Source organism: Micromonospora sp. NPDC049366, from assembly GCF_044466625.1.
Classification (GTDB): domain Bacteria; phylum Actinomycetota; class Actinomycetes; order Mycobacteriales; family Micromonosporaceae; genus Micromonospora.
In genome coordinates this window covers 57,279-76,430 of the sequence record NZ_JBITMV010000013.1, presented here as the reverse complement: position 1 = coordinate 76,430, position 19,152 = coordinate 57,279, and the positions used below count along the sequence as shown (strand labels likewise).

15 protein-coding genes are annotated in these 19,152 nt (G+C 71.7%); 3 read left to right on the top strand and 12 right to left on the bottom strand.

Translation table 11 applies throughout. The features are described from left to right. Nucleotides 1–43 precede the first annotated feature (43 nt). From ruvB to ruvC, 3 genes are read right to left on the bottom strand one after another with little or no spacing between them, the layout of a single operon-like run. A complete protein-coding gene (ruvB, locus tag ACIBTV_RS19380) occupies nt 44–1,108 on the bottom strand; it encodes a Holliday junction branch migration DNA helicase RuvB (protein ID WP_396706655.1) in 1,065 nt (354 codons plus the stop codon). Next, nucleotides 1,105–1,707 (bottom strand): Holliday junction branch migration protein RuvA, encoded by a 603-nt coding sequence (gene ruvA, locus ACIBTV_RS19375; RefSeq protein WP_396706653.1) that lies wholly within the window; start codon nt 1,705–1,707, stop codon nt 1,105–1,107. The genes ruvB and ruvA overlap by 4 nt, the downstream gene beginning before the upstream one ends. Further along, nucleotides 1,704–2,231 carry a crossover junction endodeoxyribonuclease RuvC gene (ruvC, locus tag ACIBTV_RS19370; RefSeq protein WP_396706651.1) on the bottom strand — a complete coding sequence of 176 codons (528 nt, stop codon included), beginning with the start codon at nt 2,229–2,231 and terminating at the stop codon, nt 1,704–1,706. The genes ruvA and ruvC overlap by 4 nt, the downstream gene beginning before the upstream one ends. Before the next feature lie 203 nt (nt 2,232–2,434). Here ruvC and ACIBTV_RS19365 point away from each other — a divergent pair, with 203 nt between their 5' ends. Together ACIBTV_RS19365 and ACIBTV_RS19360 are read left to right on the top strand one after the other, a co-directional pair. Beyond that, the gene (locus ACIBTV_RS19365) at nt 2,435–3,217 is read left to right on the top strand and encodes a 3-hydroxybutyrate dehydrogenase (RefSeq protein ID WP_396706650.1); all 783 of its coding nucleotides are present in this window, start codon (nt 2,435–2,437) and stop codon (nt 3,215–3,217) included. A gap of 14 nt (nt 3,218–3,231) precedes the next feature. Continuing rightward, nucleotides 3,232–5,151 carry a helix-turn-helix domain-containing protein gene (locus ACIBTV_RS19360; RefSeq protein ID WP_396706884.1) on the top strand — a complete coding sequence of 640 codons (1,920 nt, stop codon included), beginning with the start codon at nt 3,232–3,234 and terminating at the stop codon, nt 5,149–5,151. A 59-nt stretch (nt 5,152–5,210) separates the two neighbouring features. Here ACIBTV_RS19360 and ACIBTV_RS19355 read toward each other — a convergent pair whose 3' ends face one another. Next, on the bottom strand, nt 5,211–5,819 hold the full coding sequence (locus ACIBTV_RS19355; protein WP_396706648.1) for a TetR/AcrR family transcriptional regulator: 609 nt from the start codon (nt 5,817–5,819) through the stop codon (nt 5,211–5,213). A gap of 11 nt (nt 5,820–5,830) precedes the next feature. Continuing rightward, nucleotides 5,831–7,393: an MFS transporter gene (locus ACIBTV_RS19350; protein WP_396706646.1), complete on the bottom strand. Its 1,563-nt coding sequence runs from the start codon at nt 7,391–7,393 to the stop codon at nt 5,831–5,833. Nucleotides 7,394–8,700: 1,307 nt separating this feature from the next. Here ACIBTV_RS19350 and ACIBTV_RS19345 point away from each other — a divergent pair. Then, nucleotides 8,701–9,288, top strand: a complete 588-nt coding sequence (locus tag ACIBTV_RS19345) for a hypothetical protein (protein ID WP_396706644.1) — start codon at nt 8,701–8,703, stop codon at nt 9,286–9,288. Between the two features lie 78 nt (nt 9,289–9,366). Here the strand turns inward: ACIBTV_RS19345 and ACIBTV_RS19340 are convergent, their stop codons facing one another. The 7 genes from ACIBTV_RS19340 to dnaE all read right to left on the bottom strand — a co-directional run bounded on the left by ACIBTV_RS19340 (nt 9,367) and on the right by dnaE (nt 19,128). Next, nucleotides 9,367–10,383, bottom strand: coding sequence for a branched-chain amino acid ABC transporter permease (locus ACIBTV_RS19340; protein ID WP_396706642.1), 1,017 nt, complete (start codon nt 10,381–10,383; stop codon nt 9,367–9,369). Continuing rightward, nucleotides 10,380–11,261 carry a branched-chain amino acid ABC transporter permease gene (locus ACIBTV_RS19335; RefSeq protein ID WP_396706640.1) on the bottom strand — a complete coding sequence of 294 codons (882 nt, stop codon included), beginning with the start codon at nt 11,259–11,261 and terminating at the stop codon, nt 10,380–10,382. Before ACIBTV_RS19335 ends, ACIBTV_RS19340 begins: the two co-directional genes overlap by 4 nt. Then, nucleotides 11,258–12,508, bottom strand: coding sequence for an ABC transporter substrate-binding protein (locus ACIBTV_RS19330; protein ID WP_396706638.1), 1,251 nt, complete (start codon nt 12,506–12,508; stop codon nt 11,258–11,260). Before ACIBTV_RS19330 ends, ACIBTV_RS19335 begins: the two co-directional genes overlap by 4 nt. A 45-nt stretch (nt 12,509–12,553) precedes the next feature. After that, a complete protein-coding gene (locus ACIBTV_RS19325; protein WP_396706636.1) occupies nt 12,554–13,246 on the bottom strand; it encodes an ABC transporter ATP-binding protein in 693 nt (230 codons plus the stop codon). Beyond that, nucleotides 13,233–13,994: an ABC transporter ATP-binding protein gene (locus ACIBTV_RS19320; protein ID WP_396706634.1), complete on the bottom strand. Its 762-nt coding sequence runs from the start codon at nt 13,992–13,994 to the stop codon at nt 13,233–13,235. The genes ACIBTV_RS19325 and ACIBTV_RS19320 overlap by 14 nt, the downstream gene beginning before the upstream one ends. A gap of 252 nt (nt 13,995–14,246) precedes the next feature. Continuing rightward, on the bottom strand, nt 14,247–15,287 hold the full coding sequence (locus ACIBTV_RS19315) for an aminotransferase class V-fold PLP-dependent enzyme (protein ID WP_396706632.1): 1,041 nt from the start codon (nt 15,285–15,287) through the stop codon (nt 14,247–14,249). Between the two features lie 307 nt (nt 15,288–15,594). Then, nucleotides 15,595–19,128, bottom strand: a complete 3,534-nt coding sequence (gene dnaE / locus ACIBTV_RS19310; protein WP_396706629.1) for a DNA polymerase III subunit alpha — start codon at nt 19,126–19,128, stop codon at nt 15,595–15,597. Nucleotides 19,129–19,152: the final 24 nt, after the last annotated feature.

Sequence of the window (19,152 nt, the reverse complement as noted above, 5' to 3'; positions counted from 1 at the left end):
CCTGGGAACGCCGAACGCGGCACAGATCACGAACGGATCACGGCTACTCGGGCGCGGTCGAGAAGAGATCGGGCGCGGGAGGGGCATCCGCACCAAATGTACCATTCGGTGGGGTGCGGCCCAGATGCCGCCAGGCCGCCTCGGTGGCCACCCGCCCCCGGGGCGTACGCGCCAACAGACCGGCCCGCACCAGGAACGGCTCACACACCTCCTCGACCGTGTCCGGCTGCTCCCCCACCGCCACGGCGAGCGTGGAGAGCCCCACCGGGCCGCCTCGGAACGAGTCCACCAGCGCGGTCAGCACCGCCCGGTCGAGCCGGTCCAGGCCGAGGGCGTCGACGTCGTACACCTTGAGGGCCGCGCGGGCGGTCTCCAGCGTGACCACGCCGTCGGCCCGGACCTCGGCGAAGTCCCGCACCCGGCGCAGCAGCCGGTTGGCGATCCGCGGGGTGCCCCGCGACCGGCCGGCGATCTCGGCGGCGCCGTCGTCGGTGATCGGCACGGCGAGGATCCGCGCCGAGCGGTGCAGCAGCGCCTCCAGGTCGGCCGGGGCGTAGAAGTCGAGGTGCGCGACGAAGCCGAACCGGTCGCGCATCGGCCCGGTCAGCAGGCCGGAGCGGGTGGTCGCGCCGACCAGGGTGAACGGCTCCACGTCCAGCGGGATCGCGGTCGCGCCCGGGCCCTTGCCGACCACCACGTCGACGCGGAAGTCCTCCATCGCGCTGTAGAGCAGCTCCTCGGCCGGCTTCGCGATCCGGTGGATCTCGTCGATGAAGAGCACGTCGCCCTCGGCGAGGCTGGTCAGGATGGCGGCGAGGTCACCGGAGCGCTCGATCGCCGGGCCGCTGGTCACCCGGATGCCCGCGCCCAGCTCGGCGGCGACGATGTTGGCCAGCGTGGTCTTGCCCAGGCCGGGCGGGCCGGACAGGAGGAGGTGGTCGGGCGGGCTGCCGCGGCGCATCGCGCCCTTGAGCAGCAGGTCGAGCTGGTCACGCACCCGGTGCTGGGCGATGAACTCGTCCAGCCGCCGCGGCCGGACGCTGGCCTCCGCGTCCCGCTCCGCGTCGTTGACGTACGCCGAGACCAGGCCGCCGTCGGGACCGGTCATCGGGTGCGGCCCAGCAGCCGGATGGCCTGCTTGAGCAGGACCGGCACGGGCGGGGTGGGACCGTCGACGGTCTCCGCGACCGCCGCCACCGCCTGATCGGCCTGCCCCGCCGTCCAGCCGAGCCCGACGAGGGCCTGACGGACCTGCTCCGGCCACGCTCCACCGGTCACCCCGGCCGCGCCGTCGGCGCCCACCGGCACCGGACCGATCCGGTCCCGCAGCTCCAGCACCAGCCGCTCGGCGCCCTTCTTGCCGATGCCCGGCACCCGGGTCAGCGCGGCCGTGTCGGCGTTGGCGATGGCTTTGCGGACCGCGTCCGGCGGGTGCACGGCGAGCACCGCCTGGGCCAGCCGCGGGCCGACCCCGCTCGCCGTCTGCAACAGCTCGAAGAGCTGCTTCGCGTCGTCGTCGGCGAAGCCGTAGAGGGTGAGCGAGTCCTCCCGGACGACGAGGCTGGTGGCGAGCCGGGCCGGCTGGCCGACCCGCAGGTCCGCGATGGTCGCCGGGGCGCAGTGCACCGCCAGGCCCACCCCACCGACCTCGATCACCGCCTGGTCCGGTCCGGTCGCGGTCACCACGCCGCGCACGCTGGCGATCATCTGGCTCCTCCTCGTCGTACGCGGTCGGCCGCGGCGGCCAGCTTGGAGCGGGTGCCGCCGCGCCACACGTGGCAGATGGCCAGCGCCAGCGCGTCCGCGGCGTCGGCCGGGCGGGGCGGCTCGGGCAGCCGCAGCAGCCGGGTGACCATGGCGGTGATCTGCGCCTTGTCGGCCTGGCCGGAGCCGGTCACCGCCGCCTTCACCTCGCTCGGCGTGTAGGTCTGCACGGGCAGGCCGGCGCGCGCACCGGCGAGCACCGCGATCCCGCTCGCCTGGGCGGTGCCCATCACGGTGCGGACGTTGTGCTGGCTGAACACCCGCTCGACCGCCACGCTCTCCGGCTGGTGCTCGGCGACCAACTCCGTCAGCGAACGATCCAGGTGCAGCAGGCGGACGGGCAGCTCGTCGGCCGGGTCGGTGTAGACCACGTAGTAGGCGACCAGGGTGCAGGGCCGGCCGGGCACACCCTCGACCACACCCACCCCGCACCGGGTCAGCCCCGGGTCGACGCCGAGCACGCGCACGCCGCCTCCTCCCCAGCCGTCAGCAGTACGTGTGTTCGACACCCTACCGATGGGCCGGAGTGGGCGGCGGGCGGGACACGCCGGGGTCGGCGGGCGCCCCCGCAGCGCGCCACCGGCACGCCGCGCTCCCACACACACTGGGTGCCGAGTATGTGTCGTCGCCCCATGTGCGCCCGGCCACACAACTCGTAACTTTGTGCGCCATGACGGCAGAACCCGTGGCGGTCCCCCACGTCGTGAACGTCGACCTCAGTGGTCGGACCGCCCTGGTGACCGGGGGCGGCAGCGGCATCGGTCGGGCCTGCGCCCTGCGGTTGGCGGCGGCCGGGGCCTCGGTCCTCGTGGTGGACCGCAACGTCGAGGCGGCGAAGGCGGTCGCCGCCGAGGCGGGCGGCCGGGCCGAGGGCGTCGACCTCGCCGACGCCGAGGCGGTGGACCGGCTCGACACCGACGTGGACATCGTGGTGAACAACGCCGGCCTGCAACACGTCGCCCCGGTGCCGGACTTCCCCGCGGAGCGGTTCGCGTACCTGCACCGGGTGATGGTCGAGGCGCCGTTCCTGATCGTGCGGCGGGCGCTGCCCCACATGTACGCGAACGGCTGGGGCCGGATCATCAACATCTCCTCCGTGCACGGGCTGCGCGCCTCGCCGTACAAGGCGGCGTACGTCTCCGCCAAGCACGCCCTGGAGGGGCTGTCGAAGGTGGTCGCACTGGAGGGCGCCGCGCACGGCGTCACGGCCAACTGCATCAACCCGGCGTACGTCCGCACCGCGCTCGTGGAGAGCCAGATCGCCGACCAGGCGGCCAGCCACGGCATCCCCGAGACCGAGGTCATCGAGAAGATCATGCTGGCCCGCGCGGCGATCAAGCGGCTCATCGAGCCGGCGGAGGTGGCCGAGCTGATGGCGTACCTCTGCACCGCGCCCGCGGCCTTCATCACGGGCGCGTCGATCGCGCTCGACGGGGGCTGGACGGCGAACTAGTGGCCCTGAGCACAATGGGCGTCATGTCCTCGCCGGTGGAGTTCCTCGAACTGCTCGCCCGAGAGGCGGCCGCGGTCGAGTTCGAGGGTCCGCTGGTGGCCGCCCGCGCCGCCGGCCTCCCCGCCGACCAGCTCGCCGAGCTGGAGCAGGCGAAGACCGTCGCGCTGCGCGTCCGCGCCCTGCTGGAGCGCCGGCGCCGTCGGGAGACCGAGCTGTCCGGCCTGTACGACACGGTCAGCGACCTGGCCGGCCTCCGCGACCTGGACGACGTGCTGCGGGCGATCGTGCACCGGGCGCGGACGCTGCTCGGCGCCGACGTGGCCTACATGACCCTCAACGACGAGGAGCGCGGCGACACCTACATGCGGGTCACCGACGGCTCGGTGTCCGCCCGGTTCCAGCGGCTGCGACTGCCCATGGGCGCGGGCCTGGGTGGGCTGGTGGCGCAGACCGGCGCCCCGTACGTGACGGCGAACTACCCGGACGACGACCGCTTCCACCACACCGGGGAGATCGACGCCGGGGTGGGCGAGGAGGGTCTGGTGGCCATCCTCGGCGTGCCGCTGCGGCTCGGCTCGACCTCCATCGGCGTGCTCTACGCGGCGAACCGGTCGGCCCGTCCGTTCGCCCGCGAGGAGGTCGCCCTGCTGGTCTCGCTCGCCGCGCACGCGGCGGTCGCGATCGACACCGCCCGGCTGCTCGCCGAGACCCGCTCGGCGCTCGCCGAGCTCTCCGCCGCGAACACGACCATCCGGGCGCACAGCAGCTCGGTGGAGCGGGCCGCGGCGGCGCACGACCGGATGACCGCCCTCGTGCTGCGTGGCGGCGGGGTCGAGGACGTGGCCGCGGCGGTGACCGAGGTGCTCGGCGGGGCGCTGCTGGCGCTGGACGCGGAGGGGCGGCTGCTGGCCCGGGTCGGGGAGATCGACGAGCCGGACCGGTCGGACATCGTGGAAGCGGTCGCCGCGTCGCGTACGGAGGGGCGCAGCGTCCGGCGGGGTCCCCTCTGGTACGCCGCGGTGGTCGCCGGCGCGGAGAACCTCGGCGCGCTGGTACTGCGCCCCGACGAGGAGCTGGTCGACGCCGACCAGCGGATCCTGGAACGCGCGGCGCTGGTGACCGCGCTGCTGCTGCTGTTCCGCCGGACGGTGGCCGAGGCCGAAGGCCGGGTGCGCGGCGAGCTGCTCGACGACCTGATCGCCCGACCGCTGCGGGACACCGACGCGCTGCGCAGCCGCGCCCGACGGCTCGGGGTCGACCTCGACGCCCCGCACGTGCTGGTGGCCGTCGGCGATGACGCCATCGCCGCCACCGGCTCGGCGCGGCAGCGGGTGCTGAGCTGGGCCACCACGTACGCCTCGACCCGGGGCGGGCTGGCCGCGGCCCGCGACGGCCGGGTGGTGCTGATGCTGCCCGGTCAGGACGCGGGCGGCAGCGCCCGGGCGGTCTCCCGCGACCTGTCCCGGGTCACCGGCCGACCGGTGACCGCCGGGGCGAGCGGCCCGGCCACCGGGCCGGCGTCCCTGGCGGCGACGTTCCGGGAGGCGGACCGCTGCCTCACCGCGCTCGGCGCGTTGGGCCGCGCCGGTCAGGGCGCGAGCACCACCGAGCTCGGCTTCGTCGGACTGCTGCTGGGCGCGGTCGGCAACGAGGGCGACCGGGACGTGGAGTCGTTCCTGACCGCGACGGTGGGCCCGGTCGTGGAGTACGACGCCCGGCGCGGCACCGCGCTGGTGCGCACGTTGGAGGCGTACTTCGGGGTGGGTGGCAGCCTGGCCCGCGCCGCCGAGCAACTGCACGTGCACGTGAACACGGTGACCCAGCGGCTGGAGCGGGTCGGGCAGCTGCTCGGCGCCGACTGGCAGCGGCCCGAGCGGGCGCTGGAGGTGCAGCTCGCGCTGCGCCTGCACCGCCTGCGCTCCCCCGCCGGCTGAGCACTCCGCCGGCTGAGCCGTTTGCGCCGCGCCGGCCGGCCGGCGCGGGCGAGGCGAGGTCAGCGGGCCTGGATGCCGGCCAGCACGGTGTCGACGACCTGCGCGGGCAGGGTGTGCTCGTCCAGCTCCGGGTTCCACTGCAGCACCCGCTGGATCAGCATCGGCCCGGTGAGCAGGGCCATGGTCACCTCGATGTCGAGGTCGGGTCGGAGTACGCCCTCGGCGACGCCCCGCGCCAGCACCTCGCGCATCAACTGCCGTCGGGGCGAGATGATGTTCTGGTAGAGCCGGTAGTGGTCCGGACTGCGGTTCACCTCCGGCACCAGGCACGGCATGATCTTCTTGGCGCGCGGGTCGATGTTCTTCCCGATCGCACCGACCAGCAGGATCAGGTCGTCCCGGACGGAATGCCCCGTCGGCTGCGGCAGGACGCCCTTGAGCCGGCGCAGCGCGTCCATCAGCAGCATGTCCTTGCCGGACCAGCGGCGGTAGATGGTCGCCTTGCCCACCCCGGCGCGAGCGGCGATCGCCTCGATCGACAACGTTTCGATGGTGCTGCCCTCGGCGAGCAGGTCGAGCGTGGCCTCGATGATCGCCTCGTCGGCGCGGGTGCTCCGCGGTCGCCCGGGCGACCGCGGAGCATCAGCGGTGGAGGTCATGTCGGACATTGTCCCCGACCCTAAGCGGTGCCGGCCAACTCGGGTTCGGCCGTCCGGGCGGCCGTCGGAGCCGCCGCCCGGCCGGGCATCCAGCGCAGCGCGACGACGATGCCGAGGGCGGCCACCAGCGCGGAGAGCGCCGCCGCCCAGTGCATGGCCGTGATGAACGAGTCGTTCGCCGCCGCGAGCAGCTTCGGCGCCGCCGGGCCGAGCTGGCCCGCCGCCGCGTACGCCCCGGAGATCGACTCGTTCGCGGCCTCCCGCGCCTGGTCGGGCAGGCCGGCCAGGGACGGCTCCACGTTGCTGCGGTAGACCGCGGAGAGCACCGAACCGAGCACCGCCACACCGAGCGCGCCACCCACCTGGCGGAGGGTGTTGCTGACCGCGGAGCCGACGCCGGCCTTCTCCCGCGGCAGCGCGGACATGATCGACTCAGTGGCCGGCGGCATGATGTTGGCCATGCCGACGCCCTGGATGAAGTAGAAGAACAGCACGACCCAGATCGGCGTCTGCGCGTCGATGAACGCGAACGCGGCGAGCGAGATCACGGTCAGCGTCAGCCCGACCACCGCGACGGCCTTACCGCCGTACTTGCGGACCATGGCCGCGCTGCGCGGAGCGAAGATCAGCTGGGCACCGGCGAACGGCAGGAAGAGCAGACCTGTCTCCAGCGGGCTGTAGCCGCGCACCAACTGCAGGTAGAACGAGCCGAAGAAGAGCACGCCCATAGCGGCGAAGAAGATCAGGCCGACGATCGCGACCGGCGCCGCGAAGCGGGGCACCTTGAACAACCGGACGTCCAGCGAGGGGTGGTCGCTGCGCCGCTCGATCTCGATGAACCACGCCAGCACCGCCAGACCGCCGACGATCGCCACCCACACCAGCGGACGGTCGAAGCCGTGTTCGCCGCCGTCGATGATCCCGTACGTCAGCGCGACCAGGCCCACCACCGACAGCACCACGCCGAACACGTCGACCCGGCCCGGCTTCGGGTCCCGCGACTCGGGCACCAGCAGCGCGACCAGCACCACGCCGAGCACGATGACCGGCACGTTGATCAGGAAGACCGAACCCCACCAGAAGTGCTCGAGCAGCGCGCCACCGAGCACCGGACCGATCGCGACGGCGAGCCCGACCGCGCCGGCCCAGACCCCGATCGCCCGACCCCGCTCCCGCGGGTCGAAGACGTTGGAGATGATCGAGAGCGTCACCGGCATGATCGCCGCGCCGCCGACGCCCATCAGCGCGCGCGCCGCGACCAGCTGGCCGGGGCTCTGGGCGTACGCCGACAGCAGCGACGCCAACCCGAACAGCACCAGGCCGATCAGCAGGAACCGCTTACGCCCGGCCCGGTCGCCCAGCACCCCGAAGGTGAAGAGCAGACCGGCGAAGACCAGGGTGTACGAGTTGATCGCCCACTCCAGCTCGCCCTGGCTGGCGCCCAGGCCGTGCACCGGATCGGCCAGCGTCCGCAGCGCGACGTTCAGAATCGTGTTGTCGAGGACGACCACGAGGAGGCTGATCACCAGCACTCCCAGGATCGCCCACCTCCTCGGGTGTCCCGTGTTCTCGTGGATCTCCATTTCCGGTTCTCCCCCCGGTAACCCCGTCGGCAAATACGATACGGGGCAGACTCGTAAACGGTGCTCAGCTTACGACGGCCATTAACGATACGGTACCGGTCCGTATCGCATGTGGTCGGCATCACGCCCGACGCGCCTCAACCAGGGCGCACGCCCGGCGCGGCCCAGCCGAGGCGCACCCCGCAGCCCGACCGAGGCGCACGCCCGGCAGCCCGACCGAGGCGCACGCCCCGCGCCCGCCTGCGGGCCGGTGATTCGGTTGCGCCGTCAACTCCCGAGGAGCCGCGCGCATGAGGCGGGCGGGTGACCGCGAGACGGCCCGGATCGGCGCTCGCCAGCACCCTGCGCGTTCGGCACCGTCTCCGCCATGTCGCGGTCTTGCCGAACCGCACGCGATCGACCCCGTCTCCCCCCGCGTCGCGGAGTCGGCGGTCGCCGGGCCTGGCGTGATCGGCCCCGTCTCCCATTTCGCGGGGTAGGCGGTCGCCGGACCGAGCGTGATCGACTCCGTTTCCATGATGTCGCGGTGTCCGCCGCGGCTCGATACCGCGCTTTCCCTGAACCGGAGTGGATCACGGCGGGCGGGGAGCGGCGTGCGGGACCGCCCGGTGGGTGGCGGGCACGTTTCGGGGCTAATGTCCGGTTCTGGTGGCGGTCGGGGTAGTCGTTTAGCCGGGCGTGTAGATCTTGGTGGGTTGTGGCCCCTGTGGGGGCCTCAATCGTCCAAGATCTGCGTGCGTCGCCGGTTCCGGTGGTGCCGGCTGGGGGTGTTTGTGCGGTTCGGGTGGGGTGGGGTGTGCGGGTTTGGGGGTTGGGGTCCCGTGGTCGGGGCCACCCTGGGCGCGGAATGGTGGCCGGGTCGGGGGCGTTGAACACTCCCTGACGGCCGAGGTAGGAGCCCTGGCCTGCTGGCCCGCTCGGGTTGGCGGGTGCGGGTGAGGGCCCGGAATGATGGCCCGGCCCCGGTCATTGGAGATGAACCCCGGCGATCGGCAGACCCCCGGAATGATGGCGGGCCGACGGTCGTTGGAGATGAACCCTGGCGATCGGCGGGCCCCCGGAATGATGGCGGGGCGCGGGTCGTTGGACATGGACCACGCGATCGGCTGGCCCCCGGGAATGGTGGTGGGCTGGCGGTCGTTGGAGATGGACCCGGCGCGGTGAGCCCCCCGGCCCACCCGGTCGCCGGAACCCTCGAAGACTTTTCCCCCTTTTTTCAGGGCGCCGGTTCCTCGGTGCCGCCCCGATATCGACCCACCCCCCAGGGTTGGTGTGGGGCTCCACCCCCGAACATTGGAGCTTCTGACATGAACACGATCATGCGTAAGAGCGTTCTTGGTATCGCTGGTCTGGCTTTCGCCGGTGGCATCGCCGGTGGTCCGATCGCCGCGCACGCCGCCACCCCGGCGGTGGACGCGAAGCCGGTGGCGGTCGTGCAGACCGACAAGGTGGATAAGGGCAAGCTGATTCCGCACGGCGTGCAGGGTGCGCAGTCGCGGATCGACCTCAACGACGAGCAGACCGGCAATGTGAAGGCGATCATCGCCGCCACGAAGAAGTCGGGCATGGACGAGCGGGCCGCGGTCATCTCGATCGCGACGAGCCTGCAGGAGTCGAAGCTGGAGAACCTGGGCCACCTCGGCGACCGTAACGACCACGACTCGCTGGGCCTGTTCCAGCAGCGCCCCTCCTCCGGTTGGGGTAGCCCGGAGCAGATCACCGACCCGATCTACTCCACCCAGGCGTTCCTCAAGGGCCTCAAGCAGGTCGACGGTTGGAAGGACATGCCGCTGACCGAAGCCGCCCAGACGGTGCAGGTGTCGGCCTACCCGGACGCCTACGCCCAGTGGGAGCAGCAGGCCGCCGACCTCGTCGCCCAGCACTGGAACAGCTGACCACCAACAACACGAGCAAACACCGCTGGCCGGCACCCCGAACCCGGGGTGCCGGCCAGCGGCGTTCCGCACTCCCCCTCAGCGCTGCCGGCGGAGCATCCGGCGGCGGGCCAGGGCGACGGCGCTGCCCCAGATGCCGCGCCGGAACAGCAGGACGACCAGGACGAAGATGCCGCCGGTGACGAGCCCGATCGCCTCGAAGCCGGAGAAGGACAGCCAGTCCTCCAGGCGTACGACGATGGCGGCGCCGAGCACGCCGCCCCAGAGGGTGCCGATCCCGCCGAGCACGACGACGATGACGGCCTTGCCGGAGGTCGTCCAGTGCAGCACGTCGAGGGAGACGAAGCGGTGCCCGACGGCGAAGAGCCCCCCGCCGAGGCCGGCGAGGAAGCCGGATAGCACGAACGCGGTGAGCTTGTAGCGGTGCACCGGGTAGCCGAGCGCCCGGGCCCGCGCCGGGTTGTCGCGGATGCCGACCAGCACCCGGCCGAAGGGCGAGTTGACGATCCGCCACGCGGCGGCGAGGCCGAGCAGCACGATCGGGAGGATGGCGTAGTAGAAGTAGTAGTCGTCCCTCAGGTCCAGCCCGAAGAACGAGCGGGGCACCCCCTGGAGGCCGTTCTCGCCGCGGGTGACCGAGCGCCACTCGTTGGCCACGTAGTAGACCATCTGCGCGAACGCGAGGGTGACCATCGCGAAGTAGATGCCGGTCCGCTGCACGGCGAGGTAGCCGATCGGCACGGCGAGGACCGCCGCGGCGAGGGCCCCGGCCAGGACTGCGGCGGGGAACGGCAGGCCGGCGTGGATCGCGACCAGACCGGTGACGTACGCGGACGTGCCCCAGAACGCGGCGTGCCCGAAGGACATCAGCCCGGTGAAGCCGAGCAGCAGGTCCACGGCGACGGCGAAGAGCGCCCAGCAGAGGATGTCGACGGCGACTGCCGCGTACAGCCCGTTGGGCAGCCACAGCGCGACGGCGAGGCCGGCGACGAGCAGCGCGTACCGGATCCAGCGGGGCGCGCGGGCGACGGCGACCAGGCCGGACGGCGGTGCCGGGCGACCGGCCTGGGCCGGGCTGTCGACGGTGCTGGTCATGCCGGAGCCTCCTCACGCCCGAACAGCCCGGCCGGACGCCAGAGCAGCACGACGGCCATCACGATGAACACGATGGTCTGGGACACGATCGGGAAGCTCGACAGGTACGCCTCGCCCCACGCCTGCACGAGGCCGATGCCGAAGCCGGCGGCGACCGAACCGAAGATCGAGCCGAGGCCGCCGATGACGACCACGGCGAAGACCACGATGATGAGGTCGGCGCCCATCAGCGGGTTGACGGCCCGCATCGGCGCGGCCAGCACCCCGGCGAGGCCGGCGAGGGCGATGCCGAAGCCGAAGACGGGGGTGACCCAGCGTCCGACGTTGATGCCGAAGGCGCGGGTCAGTTCGGGCCGCTCGGTGGCCGCCCGGACGACCATGCCGACCCGGGTGCGGGTCAGCACCCACCACACGGCGACGCAGACGGCGACCGCGAAGCCGAGGATGAACACCCGGTAGGTGGGAAAGTCGAACAGCCCGAAGTCGACGGAGCCGCTGAGCGCCGACGGGGTGGCGTACGGGCTGGACTGGACGCCGTACCGCAGCTTCACCAGGTCCTGGAGGATCAGGGTCAGCCCGAAGGTGAGCAGGAAGTTGTAGAGCGGGTCGAGGCGGGTGAGCCGGTGGATGACGGCCCGTTCCAGGGCCATGCCGAGCAGGCCCAGCCCGACCGGCATGATGACCAGCGCCGCCCAGAACGGCACGCCCGCCTCGGTCAGCAGCACGTACGCGCCGAACGCACCGAGCATGTAGAAGGCGCCGTGGGCGAAGTTGACCACCCGCAGCATCCCGAAGATGACCGCGAGCCCGAGGGCGAGCAGGGCGTAGAACGCCCCACTCACCAGCCCGTTGAACGTGTTCTGGAGAAAGCCGGTCACAGCTTGCAGTCCGGGCTCGGCGCGCGGAACGCCTCGGCGGCGGGGATGGTCTTGAGGACCTTCACGTAGTCCCACGGCTCGGTGACCTCGGCCTGCGGCTTCACCTGGGCCAGGTACGCGTCGTGCACGACCCGGTGGTCCTCGGCGCGGATCTTTCCGTTGCGCAGGAAGACGTCCTCGACGGTCTTGCCCTCCAGGCCCTTGACGATGGTGTCCGCGTCGTCGGTGCCGGCGGCCTGCACGGCCTCAAGGTACTGGGTGGCGGCCGAGTAGTTGGCGGCGTGCGCGAAGGTCGGCCGGGTGCCGGTCTCCTTCTGGAACCGGTCGGCGAACTCCCGGTTCTTGGCGTCGAAGTTCCAGTACCAGGCGTCGGTGTACGTGGTGCCGGCCAGCGCCGCCGGGGTGAGCGAGTGGATGTCGGTGAGGAACATCAGCCCGACGGCCAGGCCGACGCCCTTGTCGCGGAGCTTGAACTCGTTGTACTGCTTCACCACGTTCACCAGTTCGGCGCCGGCCTGCATGGTGCCGAGCACGTCCGGCTTCGGGTTGAGCGTCGGCGCCTTGAGCAGGAAGGTCGAGTAGTCGCCGGTGGTGTTGGGGAACGGGGCCGCGTCCCGACCGATGACCTTCCCGCCGGCCGCCTGGATGGCGGTGGAGAAGCTCTTCTCCATGTCCTGGCCGAACTGGTAGTTCGGGTAGAGCACGTACCAGTTCTTGGCGCCCTGCTCGGTGGTGCTCTTTCCGGTGCCGTTGGCCAGCATGTACGTGTCGTAGGCGTAGTGGAAGGTGTACTTGTTGCACTTCACGCCGGTGAGCGTGGTGGTGGCCGCGCCGATGTTGAAGTAGAGCTTCTGCTTCTCCTTGGCCACGTCGGCCACCTTCTCGGCCGCCGACGAGGTGGGCACGTCGAGGATGAGGTCGACGCCCTTGCGGTCGTACATCTCGGCGGCCTTGGTGTTGGCGATGTCCGGCTTGTTCTGGTGGTCGGCGGTCTCCACGGTGATGTTCCTGGTCACCGCCGCGTCGCCGTGCTTGGCCTTGAAGTCGGCCACCGCCATCTCCACGGCCGTGACGGAGTTCTTGCCGGACAGCTCCGAGTAGGCCCCGGACTGGTCGTTCAGCACGCCCAGCACGATTTTGTCGCCGGTCAGCTTCTGGTCGCCGCCCGACTGGGGGCCACCGCCGCCGCAGCCGGCGACCAGCACCACAACGGCCGACGCGGCGGCCACACCCACGGTCCTACGCATGCCATTCCCTCCATCCGCGCGTGACGCGCGGGGTCAGCTCCGACATCAGATCCCGAGGTACGACAGCAGCTCGCGTTCCCGCGAGCGCACCTCGGAGTTGTCCATCGCCTCCACGACGCGCCCCTCGGCCAGCAGGTAGTGCCGGTCGGCGACGCCGGTGGCGAAGTGCAGGTTCTGCTCGACCAGCAGCACCGTGACGCCGTGCCGCTTGGCCTCGCGCAGCAGGTCGCCGACCTGCCGCACCAGCAACGGGGAGAGCCCTTCGGTCGGTTCGTCGCAGAGCAGCAGCCGGGCGCCCATCCGCAGCACCCGGGCCAGGGCGAGCATCTGCTGTTCGCCGCCGGAGAGCGTGGTGGCCGCCGAGTCGCGCCGGGCGTGCAGGGCGGGGAACGCCTCGTACACCCGTGAGAGCGGCCACGGGTCGGGGCCGACCGTCGGTGGGAGCGTGAGGTTCTCGGTGACGCTGAGCGTGGCGTAGCTGCCCCGGTCGTCCGGCACCCAGCCGAGACCGAGGCTGGCCCGCCGGTGCGCCGGCAACCGGCCGACGTCGTGCCCGTCGAACTCGACGGTGCCCCGCTGGCCCGGGTGCAGGCCCATCACGCAGCGCAGCAGCGTGGACTTCCCGGCGCCGTTGCGGCCGACCAGGGTGACCACCTCGCCGGCGGCGACGTCGAGGGTGACGTCCCGCAGCACCTGCGCCTCGCCGTACCAGGCGGACAGGTTCTCAATGCGCAGCATCGGCGGCTCCCAGGTAGGCGGTGATCACGCGCTCGTCGGCGCGTACCTCGTCGTAGGGGCCCTCGACCAGGACGGTGCCGGCCTGGAGCACGGTGACGGTGTCGGCGAGCCGCCCGACGACGCTCATGTTGTGCTCGACCATGACGACGGTCCGGCCCTGGCGGACCCGGGCGATCAGCTCGACGGTGCGGTCCACGTCCTCCAGGCCCATGCCCGCGGTCGGCTCGTCGAGCAGCAGCACCTTCGGGTCCAGGGCGAGAGCGAGCGCGAGTTCCAGGGCCCGTTTGCGCCCGTACGCCAGCGCCTCCGCGGGCGCTTCGGCGAGCGCGCCGAGGCCGACCATGTCCAGCAGTTCGGCGGCCCGGTCGTGGTAGCGGCGCATCAGCTTCGCGGACCGCCAGAACCGCCACCCGAGGCCGCTGGACGACTGCAGTGCCAGCTCGACGTGTTCCCGCGCGCCCAGCTGCGGGAAGAGGCTGGTGATCTGGAAGGACCGGGCCACGCCGAGGCGGGCCACCCGCTCCGGGGGCAGCCCGGTGATGTCCCGGCCCGCCAGCTCGATCCGTCCGGCGGTGGGCCGCAGGAAGCCGGTGAGCAGGTTGAACAGGGTGGTCTTGCCGGCGCCGTTCGGGCCGACCAATGCGTGGACGCTCTCCGGCGCGACGTCCAGGTCGACGCCGTCCACCGCCCGGAAGCCCCGGAAGTCGCGGGTCAGCCCGCGAGCCGACAGGAGCGGTTGCCCGGCCATCGCCATCTCCTCGGAGGTCTCCGGCGACGGTTCCGGTGGGTGACCCTGGTCACATGGCCGTCGCGTGCAGGAAACCTACGACCGGGTGCGCGAGTCGAGCTATGTCGGTCGATGACACATTCCCATGCGTCGAACCGTGTCCCGCCGCCACCCGGAGACGCCGGCACCCGGCGCACCGGCCATCGCGGATGGTCGGTGCGCCGGATGGTCGGGCGGCGGAGTGTGGCGACCCCACCTCGGGCGGCGGGACGGTCAGGAGGTGAGCGCCGCCAGGGCGAGGTCGACGTCGGCCTCGGTCGAGTAGACGTGGAACGACGCGCGCACCCGGCCGGCCCGCACCGCCGCCCGCACACCGGCCCGCTCCAGCCGCTCCTGCGCCCCGGGCACCTCCACGGTCACGATGGCGCTCTCCCCCGGCGGCCGGCCGAGGCCGGTGAGCAGCCGGTTGGCCAACGCGACGTCGTGCCGATGGATCGCCGGCAACCCGATCTCCAGGAGCAGGTCGAGGGCGGGCGCCAGCGCCACCCAGTTGAACCAGGCGGGGGAGATGTCGAACCGGCGGGCGTCCTCGGCCAGCCGTAGCGGCGGGCCGTAGTAGGAGGCGTGCGGGTCGCCGCCCGCGTACCAGTTGGCGGCGTCCGGCCGCAGCCGCTCCCGCAGGGCCGGGGCCAGGTAGGCCAGCGCCACGCCCCGCATCCCCATGAGCCACTTGTACGCCGACACGACGACCACGTCGGCGCGCGCCGCGTCGAAGGGCAGCCAGCCCGCCGCCTGGGTGGCGTCCACCGCGACCAGTGCGCCGTGCGCCCGGGCCGCGGCGACGATCTCGTCGTACGCGGCGACGGTGCCGTCGGAGGACTGCACGAGGCTGAACGCGACCAGGTCCGTGTCGGCGTCGATCGCGTCGACCAGGCCGGCGAGCGGGACGGTGCGGACGTCGACGCCGCGCTCGGCCTGCACCAGCCAAGGGAACAGGTTGGAGGTGAACTCCACCTCGGGCACCACGACCGTCGCGCCCGGGGGCAGCGCCGCCGCGACGGGCGCGAGCAGCTGCGACGCGGTGGCACCGACGGCGATGTCCTCGGCCGGTACGCCGCCCACCAGCCGGGCGAAGGCGGCCCGGCACCGGCCGACCGACTCGCCCCACCCCTCCCAGGAGGTCGCGCCGACACGCCAGTCGGCCAGCGCCTCCTGCAACGCGGTCCACGCCGGCTCGGGCGGCAGCCCGTAGCTGGCGGTGTTCAGCCAGCCGGGTCGCGGCTGCCACAGCTTCTGCGCCTCGTCGAACTCCATGACCTCGACGCTAGCCACGCCGCCGGCGGAGCTGGACAGCCAATGCGCGGTCGGCGGCCTTCCCGGCCGCCGCCGCGCGACGCCGGGCGGGTCAGGCCGCCGGCGTCAGGACTCGCCGGACGACGGCGGTGACGAGCGCGATCAGCGCGGCGCTGAGGACGTTCACCGCGACGGCGATGAGCACCTGCTCCATGGTGTCTCCCCGGTTCGGAGGTCGTGCGCACCACCTCGGTGCGCCCCGGACGACCGTAGGGTCGCCAGCTGGCGCGCAGGTGTACGCAGAGTTATATCTGCTGGTCAGAGTGGGTCAGCTGACGTTGGCCGGGCCGAGGACGCTCTTCAGGTCACCCATCAGCGCGGTGGTGGGCGCGACCCGGAACGGCCCCAGCCGCAGGGTGGTGGTCTTGCCGCCGTTGAGCAGCTTGACGTGCACCTCGGTGTCGCCCGGGTGCAGCACCAGGGTCTCCTTGAGCCGCTCGACCAGCGGCGGGGTGCAGCGGTGCACCGGGATGGTCAGGGTCACCGGCTTGTTCGTCGCGCTGGTGCTGACATCCGGCATGGACATGTCCATCGCCATGATCCGCGGGGTGTCGTCACGGCGGTCGACCCGTCCCTTGACCACCACGATCGCGTCCTCGGCGATGTACTGCCCGATCACCTCGTACGTGTTGGGGAAGAACAGGGCCTCCACCCCGCCGGCGAGGTCTTCGAGGGTGGCCGAGGCCCAGGCGCGGCCCTGCTTGGTGACCCGGCGCTGCACGCCGGAGAGGATCCCGGCCAGGGTGACCACGGCGCCGTCGGGCACCGCGCCCTCCTCGGCGAGCGCGGCGATGGTGGTGTCCGCCGCCGCGTTCAGGATGTGCTCCAAGCCGAACAGCGGGTGGTCGGAGACGTAGAGGCCCAGCATCTCCCGCTCGAAGGCGAGCTTGTCCCGCTTGTCCCACTCCCCGTCACCGATGATCGGCATCACCGTGCTGCTGGCCGTGGTCTCCACGTCACCGAAGCCGGCGCCGAACAGGTCGTACTGGCCGGTGGCCTCCTTGCGCTTGACGTCGGCGTACGCGTCGATGGCGTCGGCGTGGACCTGGAGCAGGCCCTTGCGGGTGTGCCCGAGCGAGTCGAACGCACCGGCCTTGATCAGCGATTCGATGGTCTTCTTGTTGCAGACCACCGCGTCCACCTTCGACAGGAAGTCGTAGAAGTCGGTGTACTCGCCCTTCTCGTCCCGACAGCGCATGATCGCGGCGACCACGTTCGCGCCGACGTTGCGGATGGCGGCGAGGCCGAAGCGGATGTCCTTCCCGACCGGGGTGAACGGGCCGGCGGAGGTGTTCACGTCCGGCGGCAACACCTGGATGCCCATCCGGCGGCACTCCGACAGGTAGAGCGCCATCTTGTCCTTGTCGTCACCGACAGAGGTGAGCAGCGCCGCCATGTACTCGGCCGGGTAGTGCGCCTTGAGGTAGGCCGTCCAGTAGGACACCAGCCCGTACGCCGCGGAGTGCGCCTTGTTGAAGGCGTAGCCGGCGAACGGGACCAGCACGTCCCACACCGCCTGGATCGCCTCGTCGGAGTAGCCGCGCTCGCGGCAGCCGTCGCGGAACGGCACGAACTCCTTGTCGAGGATCTCCTTCTTCTTCTTGCCCATCGCCCGGCGCAGCAGGTCGGCCTGGCCGAGGCTGTAGCCGGCGAGGATCTGCGCGGCGCGCTGCACCTGCTCCTGGTAGACGATGAGGCCATAGGTGGGGGCGAGGATCTCGCGCAGCGGCTCCTCCAGCTCCGGGTGGATCGGCGTGATCTCCTGGAGGCCGTTCTTGCGCAGCGCGTAGTTGGTGTGCGAGTCGACGCCCATCGGGCCGGGCCGGTAGAGCGCCAGCACGGCGGAGATGTCCTCGAAGTTGTCCGGCTTCATCAGCCGCAGCAGGGAGCGCATCGGCCCGCCGTCGAGCTGGAACACGCCCAGGGTGTCGCCGCGGGCGAGCAGCTCGTAGGCGGCCTTGTCGTCCAGCGGCAGGGCCAGCAGGTCCAGGTCCTCGCCGTGGTTGGACTGGATGTTCTTGACCGCGTCGTCGATGATCGTCAGGTTGCGCAGGCCCAGGAAATCCATCTTCAACAGCCCGAGCGACTCGCACGTCGGGTAGTCGAACTGGGTGATGATCACGCCGTCGGAGTCACGCCGCATCAGCGGGACGTGCTCGATGATCGGTTCGGCGGACATGATGACGCCGGCGGCGTGCACACCGGTCTGCCGGATCAGCCCCTCGATGCCCTTCGCGGTGTCGATGACCTTCTTGACGTCCGGGTCGGACTCGTAGAGGCCCCGGATCTCGCCGGCCTCCGCGTAACGGGGGTGCTTCGGGTCGAAGATGCCGGTCAGCGGGATGTCCTTGCCCATGACGGCCGGGGGCATCGCCTTGGTGATCCGGTCGCCCACCGCGTACGGGTAGCCGAGCACCCGGGCCGAGTCCTTGATCGCGGCCTTGGCCTTGATCGTGCCGAAGGTGGCGATCTGCGCGACCTTGTCCTCGCCCCACTTGTCGGTCACGTACTTGATGACCTCGCCGCGCCGACGCTCGTCGAAGTCGATGTCGACGTCGGGCATCGAGACGCGCTCGGGGTTGAGGAACCGCTCGAAGATCAGGCCGTGCGGGATCGGGTCCAGGTCGGTGATGCCCAGCGCGTACGCGACGAGCGAGCCGGCCGCCGAACCACGGCCCGGGCCCACCGCGATGCCCTGGCTCTTCGCCCACTGGATGAAGTCGGCGACCACGAGGAAGTAGGACGGGAAGCCCATCTGGATGATGACGCCGAGCTCGTACTCGGCCTGCACGACGTGCCCCTCGGGGATGCCGTTCGGGAACCGGCGGGCCAGCCCCTTGAACGTCTCCTTGCGGAACCACGACTCCTCCGACTCCCCGTCGGGGATCGGGAAGCGCGGCATCAGGTTGTGGAACTCGAACATCCCGGTCGGGTCGACCTTCTCGGCGACCAGCAGGGTGTTGCGGCAACCCTCCAGCCACGCCTCGGAGTTGTCGACCGCCCGCATCTCGTCGGCGGACTTGATGTAGTAGCCGCTGCCGTCGAAGCGGAACCGGTTCGGGTCGGCGACGTTCGCGGCGGTCTGCACGCAGAGCAGCACGTCGTGCGCCTCGGCCTGCGCCTCGTGCGTGTAGTGCGAGTCGTTGGTGACCACCGGCGGGATGCCCAGCTTGCGGCCGATCTCCAGCAGCTCGGTGCGGACCCGGTGCTCGATCGAGATGCCGTGGTCCATGATCTCCAGGAAGTAGTTCTCCTTGCCGAAGATCTCCTGGTAACGGGCCGCTGCCTTCAGCGCCTCGTCGTACTGGCCGAGCCGCAGCCGGGTCTGCACCTCACCCGACGGGCAGCCGGTCGTGGCCATCAGCCCGGCGGAGTGCTCGGCGAGGATGTCCGCGTCCATCCGCGGCCACTTGACGAAGTAGCCCTCCGTGTACGACCGGCTCGTCAGCGTGAACAGGTTGTGCAGGCCGACCTTGTTCGCCGCCCAGATCGTCATGTGGGTGTAGCCGCCGCTGCCGGAGACGTCGTCGCTCTTCTGCTCCGGGCGGCCCCACCGCACCCGCTGCTTGTGGAACCGCGACTCGGGCGCGACGTACGCCTCGATGCCGAGGATCGGCTTCACGCCGGCCGCCATGGCCTGCTTGTAGAAGTCGTTCGCGCCGTGCATGTTGCCGTGGTCGGTCATCGCCACCGCCGGCATCTCCTGCCGGCTGACCTCGCTGAACAGATCCTTGAGCCGGGCCGCCCCGTCGAGCATCGAGTACTCGGTGTGTACGTGCAGATGCGCGAACGAATCGCCCATGCAGAGCGCCCCCCCCGGGTCGGA